General features: G+C 62.3%; 10 protein-coding genes. All 10 read left to right on the top strand.

Annotated elements, in window-relative coordinates:
* Positions 1-214: hypothetical protein (locus HWY30_RS36465; RefSeq protein ID WP_208524360.1), on the top strand; the 214-nt coding region annotated here is incomplete at its 5' end.
* A 510-nt stretch (positions 215-724) separates the two neighbouring features.
* Positions 725-3,250: a type VI secretion system tip protein VgrG gene (vgrG, locus tag HWY30_RS36470; RefSeq protein WP_090804044.1), complete on the top strand. Its 2,526-nt coding sequence runs from the start codon at positions 725-727 to the stop codon at positions 3,248-3,250.
* 3 nt (positions 3,251-3,253) lie between these two features.
* Entirely contained in the window at positions 3,254-4,120 is an 867-nt protein-coding gene (locus HWY30_RS36475; protein WP_090804043.1) for a hypothetical protein, read from the top strand.
* 1 nt (position 4,121) lies between these two features.
* Positions 4,122-5,354 (top strand): WD40/YVTN/BNR-like repeat-containing protein, encoded by a 1,233-nt coding sequence (locus HWY30_RS36480; RefSeq protein ID WP_244145147.1) that lies wholly within the window; start codon positions 4,122-4,124, stop codon positions 5,352-5,354.
* Between the two features lie 15 nt (positions 5,355-5,369).
* The gene (locus HWY30_RS36485; protein WP_090804041.1) at positions 5,370-5,660 is read left to right on the top strand and encodes a PAAR domain-containing protein; all 291 of its coding nucleotides are present in this window, start codon (positions 5,370-5,372) and stop codon (positions 5,658-5,660) included.
* Between the two features lie 99 nt (positions 5,661-5,759).
* A complete protein-coding gene (locus HWY30_RS36490; RefSeq protein WP_090804040.1) occupies positions 5,760-7,004 on the top strand; it encodes a hypothetical protein in 1,245 nt (414 codons plus the stop codon).
* On the top strand, positions 7,001-10,558 hold the full coding sequence (locus HWY30_RS36495) for an ImcF-related family protein (RefSeq protein WP_090804038.1): 3,558 nt from the start codon (positions 7,001-7,003) through the stop codon (positions 10,556-10,558). Before HWY30_RS36490 ends, HWY30_RS36495 begins: the two co-directional genes overlap by 4 nt.
* Positions 10,555-12,411 carry a type VI secretion system baseplate subunit TssF gene (gene tssF, locus HWY30_RS36500; RefSeq protein WP_090804037.1) on the top strand — a complete coding sequence of 619 codons (1,857 nt, stop codon included), beginning with the start codon at positions 10,555-10,557 and terminating at the stop codon, positions 12,409-12,411. The genes HWY30_RS36495 and tssF overlap by 4 nt, the downstream gene beginning before the upstream one ends.
* Positions 12,411-12,917 (top strand): type VI secretion system lipoprotein TssJ, encoded by a 507-nt coding sequence (gene tssJ, locus HWY30_RS36505; protein ID WP_090804035.1) that lies wholly within the window; start codon positions 12,411-12,413, stop codon positions 12,915-12,917. Before tssF ends, tssJ begins: the two co-directional genes overlap by 1 nt.
* A 35-nt stretch (positions 12,918-12,952) precedes the next feature.
* Positions 12,953-14,431: a lysozyme inhibitor LprI family protein gene (locus HWY30_RS36510; protein WP_244145148.1), complete on the top strand. Its 1,479-nt coding sequence runs from the start codon at positions 12,953-12,955 to the stop codon at positions 14,429-14,431.
* Position 14,432 lies beyond the last annotated feature (1 nt).

Genomic DNA, 14,432 nt, shown 5'->3' on the forward strand with positions numbered 1-14,432 from the left:
GCGGAATCTGCTTGAGGTCATGATCCATATCGGCGAGGACTACAGGCGCATGAACAATTGCGATCATGAACTGTTCACGGTTCTGGCGCTCGACGCCAAGGGTATTCCGGACCGTCGTCTTACTCCCCGCGATGCGGCGGACCTGCTGGCCGATGCGGCGCAAAGCGTTCAGGACAGACTTGCGACTCCTGGCACGACCACGACGAAGCACTAACTGGCTCTGTCAGCAATCCAATGAAGGCGGCTTGATGCCGCCTTTTTCAATTGCACGGCGAGAAGCAGACGTTTATTCGTTTTGCATATTGTGTCTGCATATGTTGTCACGCGCGTCCATCAGATAAATCATGTGCCTCCCGACCCGACCCGAACGAAACGCGCGAGGAGATGCTGGTCATGATTGAGCGCATCGCCGAACTTCTGGAGGCGCGCGCTCGCGGCGACGCCACGCTTCTCTCTACCACACTGCGCTATCACGAGCAGCAGGGCTGACCGTTTCCCGAGCGCGATCGACTCGCATGCGTCGTTCGCCATTAGGTGTTGCTGCACCCGTTTATCACGCATTTCCATCTCGAAAAAGCAAAGGATTCCGATTTAACGATCATTCACAAAATCGTTGGCAATTTCGCACAGGGTGAGTGGAGTGATTGACGGGCAGCGGGTACCGCCCTAGATTTTTTCGGTTGAAGGTTGCTGANCGTTTCTTTAACCATACAGGGATGTGTGGATGAATGCTGTCACGAAAAACTTTACCGCCGCGCTCAGCCATCCGAGCGCGCGCCTGACCCAGCACCTCAGGATCTGGATCGGCTCCCAGCCCCATGACCTCGACGTGCTCGATTTCAAGGCCAGCGGTGGCTTCTGCAAGGACTACCGCGTCGACGTCACGGTTACGTCGCCACGGCTGGAGATCGACGGCAAGCAGTACGTGGGCCGTCGCGCGGGCCTGCAGATCGACGAGCAGGCGGCGGTGCCCTCGGTGAGCTACGTGCAGCCCGTCAGTCACGACGCCGCCACCTTCAACGGCGTGGTGACGAGCTGGAAGCGCATCCGCACGAGTCGCGACGAGTCGGCTTACCAGATGCGCATCGAGCCGCGCTTTGTGGCCCTCTGCAAACGCATTATCAAAAGCGACACATTTAAAGATGTGACTTTGCAGGAGCTGATCACCCAGGCGCTGGTCGACCGCAAGAATTTCGATGCCTTCGATGTCGAATTCCAGATCGAAGGGCTGCAGGAGAAGATGGAACAGGTGGTGATGCTGGAGGAGTCGCTCTGGAATTTCATCGCCCGCCATTGCCGCCGCCTCGGCGTTTTCTGGTTCTACAAGCAGGGACGCGGCAAGGACGGCAAGCTCGACACCATCGTGTTCGCCAACAATCCGCGCGCCTATATCCGCTCGGTCGACGTGCCGCTGCTGGATGCCTCGGGCCTGCACGCGAGCTGGCACGAAGCGGCCCAGGCCGTGCATGAGCAGCGCGCGCTGGTGCCGGCCACCATCGAACTGTGGGAGCGCAACTACTGCACGCCGGACGATCCCCTTCGCGCCACGGCGAATGTCTCCATCGAGACGGATGACCGCTCATCGTTCGGGCAGATCAGTCGCAGCGTCGAAGGCCATCTGACGCCAGCGCAGGCCGAAACGTTCGCACAGACCCGGCGCGAGGAGCAGATCGCGCGTCAGGCGACGCTGGCGGGCAGGACCGACGCCAAGGGCATCGCGGCGGGCGTGGTAATGAAGCTCACCAATGCGAAGATGCCGAGCGCCGAATACGGCTTCGTGATCACTTCGTTCAAGATGAAGGGCAGCCGCACCAAGCCGGCCTATACGCGCTTCAAGGCGATGCCGGCGAACCTGACCTACCGGCCCAGGTTTGACTTTGAGCGGGACTGGCGTTTTCTGCCTGGTCCCGCTGTGGGCGTGGTCACGACGAGCGACTCCGCCCCCTACGGCGACATGGACGACCACGGGCGTTATAGCGTGCTGCCGAAGTTCCTGCAGGGCTCGGGCAACACCGACAACAAGCTGCTGAAGCTGCGCCTGCTGCGTCCGTCATCGTCCTACCAGGGCGGCTTCCACTCGCCCCTGCTGCCGGGGACCGAGGTCCTGCTCGACGCCGAAAATCGCGACGTGGACCGCATCTACATAGCGGGGGCCATGCACGACTACGCCCACCCGGACGTGGTGCGCGGAGACCAGTCGCTGTTTAGCTATGCCATCTGGCGTTCCCCGCTGCTCGGTGCGGAGGTGGTGTTCAACGATCTGCAAGGAAAGGAGAGCGCCCGCATAGCGACGGTCTACAGCCAGACGGCCTTCAACCAGGGCTATCTGCTCAACAGCAAGAAGCTGCTGCGGGGTGAAGGGTCCGAAATGACGACCCAGGGCTGGGGCACGATGCGTGCGGCGAAGGGACTGTTCCTCTCGGCGGATGCGGAGGCAGGAGCCGATACGCCGCACCTTGAGATGGAAGCGGCCATACGGCAGCTCGAAGCCTCCCAGGCTGAAGTGGCCTCCCTTCGCGAGCAGGCGCAGCAAGCGACGGCGGAACTGTCCGAACTCAAGGCGCAACAGCAGCAACTCGAAAGCGCGTTCCGCGATCTGAAGCAGGCGGTTATTCTGCTGTCGGCTCCCAAGGGAATTGGCCTGGTAACGCCGGAATCTATCCAGCTCGGCGGCGGTGAGCATATTGCTGCGACCTCCGGCGGGAATACGGACTTCAGCACCGGTCATAGTTTTACGGTGGCGTCGGGCCGGAGCGTCTCGCTGTTCGCGTTGCAAAACGGTATCAAGGCGCTGGCGGCAAACGGAAAGGTTGACGTACAGGCGCAGCAAGGCGAAATAAGCCTGGTATCGCACGACGGAATGAGTATTTCGAGCGTCAACGGACGAGTTACGGTGACGGCGAAGGAGGAAATTCTGTTCGTCTGTGGCGGGTCCTATCTCCGCATCACGCCGTCTGGCATCGAGGACGGTACTCAGGGCGACCGGACAATCCATTCGGCATCCTACGCGAAGCTCGGGCCGCAAAGTGTCTCGGCGGCGATACCCGCGTTGCTTAACTCGGGCGGTGCATTCAATCAGGCGTTTGTTGTGAACTGGAGCGGTACGCAGATTCCCGCGAGCAACGCGAAATATCAGTTGTTCTCCGAGGGCAAGCTGATCGCCGAGGGCGTCACCAACGAAAAAGGCGAGACGTCGCTCGCGCAAAGCCACGTTCCACTGGACGCAGTTCTCAAACTTCTGGATCATTGAGCCATGGCTGAAAACGACAATACCAACGTTACAGGCGTTTTTCGCTCCTTTATGTCGCCGGCAGGCTATACCCAGAGGGCCAAGGCCGACAAAACGAGATGCGATTTGCACGTAACCCCGGCAGCCGATTCGATCACCGGTACTTGCGAGTATTACTATCGGCCGCTCGGGTGCGCCTATACGGAGACCGTCGAGAAAGTCAGTACCGCCAGCGCGTGGCAAACGGTAAAGGCTTTCGCGACGTCGTGGGACCCGTGGACGGACAAGGAGCTTGTTCACCGTCTCCTTCATCGTCGCGAGCAGCTAATCCCACCGAACTGCACCGACTCGGACTGGTCTCGCCACAGCAACTTCATGATGCGCCATATCGGCTGCGGACATAAGCCACCGTCGTACTACGTCAGTTATGGCTACTACTACTGTTCAACCTATGGCGCTAAGTTGAAACCGAGATTGAGCGATGCGGGAAAGGATTGGTTGGACAACGCGCGATGGTATCTGCAAAGCAATATGGAAGACGGACTCAGCCAGAATATGCGAGGAAACGTGATCCAGATGCGCAGCCGGAAGCCCGGCAATGGCAGCTTTACGATGGAGGTCAAGCAATTCGAGTTAGAACTAGTCGAGGACACTTTCCAGACGTTCGCGTTCAAGACGCACCCGCTGGCCTATCTCGACGGCGGGCTCGCGTCTCTGCCCTCATGGGATCTCGCGAAGCTCACCATGCAGCCAAACATCCAGGAATGGGGAGATGGCCGTACATGGGAGCAGGCTGTCGACAGCGGCAAGGTGGTCCTGCCGCAGATGATTAACGATTCTGACATGGACGATCCCATTGGCAAGGCGCTCGGCCGTCTGATGGCGAAATAATATGCGCAACCACAAGCGCGGGAGTTTGCTTCTCGGCGGCCTGGTACTTGTGGCTGCTGCAACCTATGGATATCAGGCAATGACAACACCTGGCTGGGAAACCGTCACAAAGAACAACAACTCTAATTTCGACGAACCATTCCGCCTTCGAGGCAATGAGGTGATGGCCCTTGAATCTCTCGGACCAGAAATCACATTCAAGCCAAGGAGTGAGCGAAAGAATCCGGAACTTGCTGAGCCAACCGAGCCGTGGATGAATGACTCAAGCGAAAGGCTCAACCGGTCAACGGTCAATTTTTTCCGTGGGACCTTGGACGGTGGTCTAACACGCTCCTTCCAGCAGCAGGCGCAGAACAACGCATGGTGGAGTTCGAAGGACTGGACTACGCACTACATTGCTACCGACTGGATGGACTACAAGGCGGCCGATTCGGAGAAGGGCCTTGCGCCGCACATCGCGAAACTATGGCGTTCCGCTGATGGAGGCAAGACTTGGACGCAATTGAAGTGGCCGGAGGAACAAAATATCAATCGACTGCTCTTCCTTGATTCGCTACGCGGCTACGCGATCGGTTGGGGTCCGCATGTGTGGCGCACCGCTGACGGTGGTCACACGTGGCAGGAGATTGCCCTGCCGCCGATGGCAACCGACTACCGCGATCCGCGCAAGACATTCGACGCCGTCAACCTCGGCCCCGATGGCGTACTACGTGTCGCCTATTACGTCGGGATGCTCGGCGATATACGCCTTTCCAGCGTTGTGTACCGCCTGCGTTGGGACGACGCACACTTCGAGCAGGACGTCGTATTGCCAGATCAGGTAGTCAGGCAGCTTGTTTCGGTTGATGAACTGCCTGGCCGTACCTATTCGGTCTACGCACTGTCGCGCCTCGGGCCTTCGAGGAATTACGACGACCCCAACGATAAGGGCGACAGGACGGGCTCGATATCGACATGGCCGAGCTACAAGAATCCGACCGTCGAGCAGTTGCACACATTCGACAAGCGTTACAGCGTTGGCGGTCTGAGCGTCGGCAAACGTGGCGTACTCCTGGTTAATGCGGAAGACTCAAGCCGAGCGGGGGCACCGCACAACATTACGTTCTATAGCCAGGATTCCGGTAAATCGTGGAAAGACATTGACGACGGGATGATGCAGGGTGGCTGGTTCGATTCGCAGACCAATACCCAATACGCGCTGTATGCCTATACGCTCAAAAAGCGTCAATTCTGAGAGAGTTAGAGCGCTATGAGTAGAAGGCCGTATATCCGCAACGGCGACGAGACGAACGTCGGCGGTCAGGTCGAAACGCCCGCGCGCAAGGACATGCTCGATGGCCGGATTGCCGCCTATGAGGACGACCAGGTCTGGTGCCCGAAGTGCCGCACCTACGGGCGAATTGGCTGCACTGGCGAGCGGGCGAACGAGAGAGGTCCCGCCGGCAAACGCCCCGCGCTCGCCGATGATCTCTGCCTGTGCCGGTGCGATCCGCCGCCGGTATTGATTCCTTCACAGACGACGTCGGTATCCTGCACGTAATCGCGCCTATGCAGATTGTTGAATATTGCCCGCGCCAGGCGCGCGGATACTCCTCGCTCACGGCGTCGCGTACGACCGGCACAGAGGAGTCGCACATCGATGCCGGTTGACCTGAAACAGCTCGGACCGCCAAAATCCTATCCTCCGCGCGGACCAGGGATACGCGTATGGATCCTCGTATGGGTCGCTTGCGTTATCGTTGTCGACGGCGCAATCCTCCTGCTCTGGCCGCATAACCAGCCGGCGCGGGGCGCGATATTCTGGCTACCGGTCGCGGGCCTTCCCAATGTCCTGTTTCTGATAATCGCCATACTGACCCGCGCGGGGTACGAGGGTGCCTACCTGCACGCGATGTTTTACAACGATCATCGCGAACAACGCCGTCGTCGCCTCATCGAACGCGGGCAGGAGGCCGTACGCGTGCTGGACTATAGCTACCGGCTCGCCGTCGCGGACGGAGCGCTCTCGTCGACGATTACGGAAGGAACACCGGTACTCAAGGCGCAGCCGCTCAGGGATGGCACCGCTACCGCAAGACATACGCGGCTGCCTGACAATACCGATACGGACCTGGCTGATCCGCTACTCGCCCAGGTACTGCAACAGGTCCCGGTTGATCGCACGGGCAGACTCTATGCGCAACTGCTGGCTCCCCTTGTACGCACTATCCGGCCTCTGCTACGGGCCGGGTTGACGCCCGCCGTGCGACTGGTTGTCGCCGACCCGGCAGGCCCGGGCGATGCGCTGAAACAGCTACAGACGGTCATCGGCGCAATGAACCTCTATCTGCCGGACTGCAAGGCGGTCGCCGCCGACGACGGACTGATGCCGGTCGACGCATGGCTCGATGCGGAAGAAAAGCGTCCGCTGCTGGTCGTTGCGGTCCAGTTGCATGACAAGCCGCCCGAGGATAGCGCGGAGGGTGGTGTCGCCCTGCTGTTCCTGCGCCAGGCGGTAGCGTTGCCCGAAGCGGTAACGCCCCGCGCGACGCTTCACCGACCGGTCGCCGTGCCGCCGCAGGAATTGGCCGAGGGTCTCGCGCTCTCGCTGCTATGGGGGCGCGTTACGCCGTCATTGCTGAAGCACGCGTGGCTGACCGGTTTCGATGCACAGGAACAGACGCGTGTCACCCAGGCATCCCGACGAGCCGGGCTGGAACCATTGACGAAGTTCGAGGCGCGGCGCATGCCCGACACCATCCTCGGCCACGCAGGCCGGGCGGCTAGCTGGATTGCCGTTGCTGCGGTAGCCGAACATGGGGCAGACGCCCCCCAACTCATCCTGAGCCGTACACCGACCGCCTCCCAGGCGACTATCCTGCAAGCCCATCCGCAAACCTCATGAGTACCGAACCTGTCGTAACCCCCGAGAGTGTCGTTCCGCCGTCGCCTCCGGCCCGCTCGCTACTGACCTGGGCGATTCCCGCATTTGCCGTATTGATGGCCGCCGTTGCGCTTGTCGTCGTATGGGTCTTTGGCGAAATCGTCAATGCGACTACCCTCGATGCCAAAAAGACGTTCAGCCTCTGGATTCTCGGCCTTCTGCTCCTGGTCGTACTACTCCATGTTTTTGCAACGCGGGTAGGCGCGCACTACGTTGCGGGCGTCGTGTTCCGGCGGGACAACGGGAAGGAGTCCGGCAAGACAACGGACGCAGCGGCCGCCGCGAAACGCGATGCGCGGCTGCAACGGATGGCCGAGGAGCTACGCGTCGCGCACGGCAGGTTCTGGCGCAGCCGCCTGCGCTGGTTGATGGTGAATGGTACGGACGAGCGGGTCGAGCAGGTTGCGCCCGGCCTCAAACAGGCGGGCGTCATGCACGTCGGCGAGACTGTCCTCGTTCATTCGGCACCGGAGGGCATTGAAGCGGAGAAGTGGCTCGGGCAGATCCGGCGGTTGCGCCACCGTTATCCGGTCGACGGCCTGGTACACGTTGCGTGCGTCGACGAAGCGGATACGAGCCTGCCCCGCACGCTCTCCACGCTTGCTACCGCGCTCAGATGGGCCGCGCCCATTACGTTCCTGCATCCGGTCGAGGCGCACGGTAGCCCGTCGGAGCGCTTCGACGCGGTCGGCACCTTCATGCCGAACGATTCGCGCAGGCAGGCACAGGAAGCCGCCGCCAGGTTGCCGGATCTGCTGCACGAGGTCGAGCAGCGGTCTGCGGACGCGGGCGTACACCTTTGCACCCGGAATAACCTCCGGGTGACCTGGCTGATGGAAATCTCGAAGTATGTCGGCGACCATGGTGAGCGCATTGTCGAGGGCCTGCGGGGGCTGGCTGCGTCGCACTGGCTGCGCGCGTCGCTCGCGGGCGTCATGTTCGCGCCGGTCTTTCCGGGGCCGACCGTCGTACCGGTACCGGTTACCAACGGCGACGGGACGCCCGGCGAGCCTGTCGACGCGCCGCCAGCAGTAACGGACATGCGCGCACAGCCCGCCGCGTTGCTGCCGGTATGGCGCGAGATCGCGGGCGGATCGTCTAACTACCGGGGGCGGCGCGTCGGCTTCTACTGGCGTAACGCGCTCGCGATGCTCGTCATAGCCGCGGCGATTGTCTGGTGCGTGTGGATGACGGTCTCCTTCGTCGGCAACCAGCAGCTAGCACGCGAAGCAAATCAGACAGCGCAAACCGCTGTTGAGACAAAGCCGCAAACCGCCGACTCCTGGCGCGCCCAGCTCGCGCTCCAGCAACTGATGGAACGGCTCGAATACCGCCAGCAGCACGGCGCGCCGTGGTACCTGCGCGCGGGTCTTTCGCGCAACGACGACATCCTTGCGGCGCTCTGGCAGCCGTACCGGATCGCCGCGACGCATAACCTGCAGGAGCCCGTGGTGCGAACGATCACGGACCTGCTAAAGGCCGCAGGCGAGGCCCGCGCCGACGCGCTGCAGTCGCAGGATACGCGTGGCAGCACCTACAACGCGCTCAAAACCTACCTGATGCTTGGAGACCCGGCCCGTGCCGACGCCGCATTTCTGCGCCGCTCGCTTGTCGCGTTGTGGCGACGCCCGGTGGACATGCCCGAGGGCGAGCGCGACGACACGGGCCGCCGACTCGCTGCGTTTTACGCCGACGACCTGAAGGCCCACCCCGAATGGCGCATCACACCCGACCAGAGCCTCGTGAGCACGACCCGCAACATGCTGGTGACGCAGATGGGCCTCGCATCGGCCGACGACACGGTGTACCGGAGCATCCTCGACGAGGTCAAAGGCAAGTACGCGGACGCATCACTCCAGACGTTGCTCAACGGTGCGGACGCGCAGGGGCTTTTCAATACGTCCCAGACGGTGCCAGGCATCTACACGCGGGCCGCATGGGACGGCATGATTGCGGACGCGATCGACAGGGCGGCGCGCGAGCGACGCGTCAGCGGCGACTGGGTGCTGACCGGCGCGCAACCATCGCAGACCATCGGTAACACCCTCGCACAGGGTGCGATCCGCACCAGCGCCGCAATTGACGAGAAGCGGGCGGCCGAAGAACTGAAGCAGCGACTGACAGCGCGCTACTTCGCGGAGTACACCGCCGCCTGGCAGACCATGCTCAACAGTCTCCAGTGGCAACCGGCATCGAACCTGAACGGCGCGATCGATCAACTCGCCCGTCTCGCCGACGCGCAGACCTCGCCGCTGATCGCGCTGATGAAGTCGGTGCAGTATCAGGCGCAGGCGGGACGACCCTCGCAGGCGTTGACCGACACGCTGGTGCGCAAGGCGCAAAGCCTGATTGGCAGCGACGACGCGAACGCACCGGCCGTCAGTCCGCTGGACAAATCATTTGGCCCGGTACTCGCATTGATGGGCGAGACTGGCACTCCCCCGGCCTCGGGTAACGTCAAGGGCAACACGTCGGCGAATGTCGCGCTCAGCGGCGTAAGCCTGTCCCGCTATCTCACTGCGGTCACGACGATGCGACTGAAGCTTCAGCAGATCGCGGGGAGTCCCGATGCGCAGGCGATGGCGCGCTCGCTCGCGCAGGCGGTCTTCCAGGGCAAGCTCTCGGAGCTGTCGCAGGCGCGCGATGACGCGGCGCTGACAGCCGCAAGTCTCGGCTCCGCATGGGCAGGCTTTGGCAACGCGGTGTTTGCGCAGCCGCTCGAAGCCGCGTGGCAGACGATCCTGCAACCGGCGGCGGCCAGCCTGAACGAGGCGTGGCGCGCGAGCGTCGCCGCACCGTTCAATGCCACGATGAGCGGACGCTATCCGTTTTTCGACACGCAGGCTGATGCGTCTTTCGCCGAACTCGGGCGCTTCGTGCGTCCCGACACCGGCCTGGTCGCCCGTTTCATCTCGACGCAACTCGCGGGCGTACTCAAGCTCGAAGGCGATCACTGGACACCGAACGAACTGGCACCACAGGCACTCCAGTTCGATCCGAAGTTCCTTGCAGGCCTGCGCCAGCTCTCGACGGTCGGCGCGCAACTCTACATAAAGGGCGATGCCAACGAGCGCTTCGAGATGATGGCCTTGCCGACGCCGGACGTCACGCGCTCGGAACTGTCGGTCGACGGCAAGCAGATCGTCTATTTCAACCAGCAGGAAAGCTGGACGCCGCTTGCCTGGCCCGGTGACGGCCTGAATGGGCATGCGGGCCTGACGTGGCAGACACTCAACGCGGGCCTGAGGCAGGCGTTCGATTCGGCGGGCGACTGGGCGTTTCTCCGGCTGCTGGCGAAAGCCGAGGTGAAGCAGCTCGACAGTACCCGCTACCAGCTCACATGGAACGACGCGAATGGCGAGCCGTTGCGTTACCTGCTGCGAACCCAGGTTGGAGCAGGTCCGCTCGAACTGCTGAAGCTGCGCGGTTTCCAGATGCCCGAAAGGATTTTTGTTGTCGGCAAGGCGGGAGCTGCGCCGATGCTGCCGCCGTTGCCCCCGGAGTTACAACCATGACCGCACCGTGGAAGCAGATGCAGGCCGAAGGCAATCCGTTCCTCAGGTATTACGACGCGGAGATGCGCTATCTGCGCGAAGCCGGTCGCGAGTTCGTACGCGACCACCCCGACGCCGCACGGCGCCTGGGCATGCAGTACGGTCAGGAAGGGGACCAGGTCCGCGCGGTTAACGAAGGCTTCGCGATGCTTGTGGCGCGGCTACGCCACACGCTCGACGATGCGATGCCGGAGCTGACCGAAGGGATGCTCGACAACGTCTATGAACACATGGCGCGGGCGATCCCGTCTCTGTCGGTCATCGAATGCATGCCTCTGAACCGCCGGGACCTGAAAACGGCGCAGATCCCCGCCGGGGCCGTGGTGCGCTCGGCGCCTATCGGTCCCGCCGGGGTGCAGTGCCCGTTCCGCACGACGCAGGCGGTCGACCTGCTGCCGCTCTCGGTCGAGGACGCGGCGGTGACGATGCGTGCCGACGGGCGCACGGTCATCCGCCTGACGTTCGGCCTCTGGTTCGGGGATCAGCGCGAGCACACGGACCTGTCGCGCATCCGCCTGTACCTGCATGGCGATCGGGCCGCCGCCGCCGCGCTGTACGCAGCACTCACGCGCCAGGTCGCGGCGGTTGGCCTGCGCGTGCCTTCGGTGCGCAATGGCGAGCTGCAGACGCTGGGCGGGCTGCGCTTCGAGCCGGCGGGGTTCGGCCCGTCGACGCGGCTGTGGCCGATCATGGACGCCAAGCGGAATGAGGAGGTCGACCGCGAGCAGACGTTGCTGGAGTACTTCGTATTCCCACAGAAATTCCACTTCGTTGACCTGTGCGGTTTCGACAGCAAGGTGGTGCCAGCGGGCGAGGCGCAATTGACCTTCGAGATCGAACTGGAAGGGCGCATGCCCGGCGACCAGCCGGTAACGCGGGAGAGCTTCCGGTTGTTCTGCACGCCCGTCATCAACCTGTTCGAGGTCGATGCGCTACCCCTGCAGCCCGCCGACTGGTACGACACCGGGCACCGCGTGCGGGCGGCGACCGCCAACGCGGATCACGTCGAGCCCTTCGACGTGATCGCGGTGACCGCAACCGACCCGGAAGGCGGCGCACAGCACAGCTACCGGGCGTTCACGACCTTCCGGCATCGTGGCTGGATGCTGCGCTACGAGAAGCCCGAACGGTATTTCCATACTGCGACGCGCTATGGCGTGCTGGGGCGCGAACTATGGGTGACGCTGGCGGGGCAGCTCTGGGCCGGGACGCACCGCGATGCGCATCACGATGAAGACCGTCCGCAGCCCGACCGCCATCTGACGGTGCGTGCGCTTGCGAACAATGGACGGTTGCCTCGACTGGCACTCACTGAGGCGACCATCACCGAGACGGTGTCGGGTTTTACCGGCATCGCCTCGGTACGCAACCTCACTTCACCGAGCCTGCCGCAGTATCCGCCGCGCTATTTTCCGGGTTACGACTGGCGCGTGCTGGGCCACTTCACCGCGAACGGAGCGAACGAATTCAATCGCATGCTGACCGAAAGCGCGGAGGTCCTGCGAGAGGTGCTCGAACTCTACGACTGGACGCCGGACGATGCGATACCGCGGCGCATCGATGCGATCCGGACCGTGCACTTCTCCCGGGGCCGGGTGCTTCAGCGAGGTCTCCTGCTGCGGGTGGCGCGCATCCACGTTGACCTTGACGCGAACGGATTCGACGGGCCGGGCGACGCCGTGCTGTTTGGCGACGTGCTGAGCCATTTCCTGGGGCGCTATGCGAGCCTGCAATGTTCCATGCAGCTTGTGCTGACCATCGACGGCCAGGAGACGGTCTACCCGCGCACCGATTTCGAAGGAGCGCCTTTCTGATGAAGACCTGGATCAGACGATGCGTGACCGGTGTGGTCTTCGCGCTGGCGGTCAGCGGGTGCGGCACCTGGCAGTCGGTAAAGGACGGCACCGTGGATGTCACGCGTGCAGTGTTCGAGACGAAGGTCAAACAGATGAACCTGGTGGTGACGGCACGCGGTGCACTGAACGAGGACGCGCGCGGCGCGTCGCTTCCGGTCGTGCTGCGCATTTACCAGTTGAAGGACGACAGGCCTTTCGTAACCGCGACCTACGCGCAACTGCTCGCGGGTAACGAGGCGCTGAAGGCCGCGACGCTCTGGAGCCGGGACGTGACGCTGGGCGCGGGGCAGACGCTGAAGATTTCGGAGCCGATCGGCGACGCAGCGAACTACGTGGGCGTGGCGGCGTTCTTCCACGATACGGCCAATAGCGAATGGTCGGTGCTCGTGCCGAAATCACAGTGGAAGAAGACTGATCCGGTGAGGCTCGTTGTCATTGCCAACCGGATGGAGATCACGCAATGAAGAGTTGTACCCGGGCAGCCAGTGAGGCCTACACAATGAACGACGCCATTGCGTCGTTCGCCCGAGGTGGCCGTGGGAAGAACAGGCATTCTGTTGGGAACGGGAAGCGCAGGCTACTCATTTCTACAGTCATGTCGCTGGTGCTTGCCAGTTCCAGTATAAGTGCCATCGCAGCCGGGCTCGACTGTGCGCGTGCGACGAGCTCCGCAGAGCAGACTGTATGTACGTTAGAAGGTCTGCGGCAAGCGGATGGCAGGCTGTCGCACGTGTATGGCAGGCTGCTGGGAGCTTTGCCACAGCAGCGCGTGGCGTTGCGCGCGGCACAACTGGCTTGGTTAAAGGCCCGCGACCAATGTGGCGCCAATGCCGATTGTATCGATCAGCGCTATCAGTCCCGCATCGCTGACCTCCAGGCACGGCTCGTCGATGCGGTCGCGTACCGGCCGGATGCCCAGGATATGGCAGCCCTGGGAGATTTACGCGCACTCGTCGAGGCGGAGCGTCAGCGCGAACCCACGTTTCCCCTCGACAAGGTGATTGAGCAATTGCGCATCAAAACTGGGGTGACCAGTTTCGACAACGTGGGGGGCGATGGCCTTGACCGGGCGAAATTCCCCACGGTCCGCCCCAAGGGTGTGACGCCAGACGAATGGAAGGCCCTGCAGGCCTCGGGTATCGACGGTGGCGGCGAAAACGGAACGGCATCGTATCTGCTGATCAACCTTGACGGCGACGGCCCGCGCGATCTCGTGATCGACACGTATTCAGGGGGCACTGGACTTTTCAGTTGTATCAATACATTAAGTCGTAAGGGCGGCAGGTTTGAAGGTAATTACCAGCGTGACGGCGATGACAGCCTCGACGGCGATGGCGATGATGGCACCGGGCAATCCTGTCTCTATACGCTAAATGGTCGGGGTGCGAATCAGTCCGGCGACTGGATTCGCCTGCGCGGTCGCGTCTACGCAGCCTATCGCGACAGCGAATATGGCGTGGATGATGTTTATCTCATCAGGCCGCTTACCGTCGTCGGTGAGGTGCCAGTATTGACGGTGCGGTATCGCTACCAGTTGTCGGTACCGGTCGTGCAGAAAAAGGATGATGGGCACAAGACAGTAACGCTCGAGAGCAGGTTGCATACAGCGCTCACAAACGCCCTGCATTCCGTGGGTGACGAGGCAGCGCGCGATGCCGGTTCCCGCACGCCACTCTGTCCGATTCCGTCAACGGTCAAGGGCGATGACCGCGAGGAATACTACAGCTACGGTCCGGGACATTACTCGTACGAGATCGTCGGGGACATGCCGATCAAGGTTGGAAACAAATGCTATCTCGGCCGCATGGTCGACTGGTTTGGCGATTACGGTAAAGACGGCCTGACTGCGGAAATATGGATGCGCGAGCCCGGAGATGCCGGAGCGGATAGTGAACAGACCTTTACGGTTCATGGCATCCGTACTGCAATCGGGACAGAAATGTCGATCGGCAAAATGGCGGGTGACGGCGGTACATGAT

This window comes from Paraburkholderia tuberum STM678 (genome assembly GCF_902833905.1).
Taxonomy (GTDB): domain Bacteria; phylum Pseudomonadota; class Gammaproteobacteria; order Burkholderiales; family Burkholderiaceae; genus Paraburkholderia; species Paraburkholderia tuberum.

Bases quoted from the DNA above. Each gene is read 5' to 3' on its own strand.
- vgrG (WP_090804044.1), top strand. From the start codon at position 725: ATGAATGCTGTCACGAAAAACTTTACCGCCGCGCTCAGCCATCCGAGC.
- HWY30_RS36475 (WP_090804043.1), top strand. From the start codon at position 3,254: ATGGCTGAAAACGACAATACCAACGTTACAGGCGTTTTTCGCTCCTTT.
- HWY30_RS36480 (WP_244145147.1), top strand. From the start codon at position 4,122: ATGCGCAACCACAAGCGCGGGAGTTTGCTTCTCGGCGGCCTGGTACTT.
- HWY30_RS36485 (WP_090804041.1), top strand. From the start codon at position 5,370: ATGAGTAGAAGGCCGTATATCCGCAACGGCGACGAGACGAACGTCGGC.
- HWY30_RS36490 (WP_090804040.1), top strand. From the start codon at position 5,760: ATGCCGGTTGACCTGAAACAGCTCGGACCGCCAAAATCCTATCCTCCG.
- HWY30_RS36495 (WP_090804038.1), top strand. From the start codon at position 7,001: ATGAGTACCGAACCTGTCGTAACCCCCGAGAGTGTCGTTCCGCCGTCG.
- tssF (WP_090804037.1), top strand. From the start codon at position 10,555: ATGACCGCACCGTGGAAGCAGATGCAGGCCGAAGGCAATCCGTTCCTC.
- tssJ (WP_090804035.1), top strand. From the start codon at position 12,411: ATGAAGACCTGGATCAGACGATGCGTGACCGGTGTGGTCTTCGCGCTG.
- HWY30_RS36510 (WP_244145148.1), top strand. From the start codon at position 12,953: ATGAACGACGCCATTGCGTCGTTCGCCCGAGGTGGCCGTGGGAAGAAC.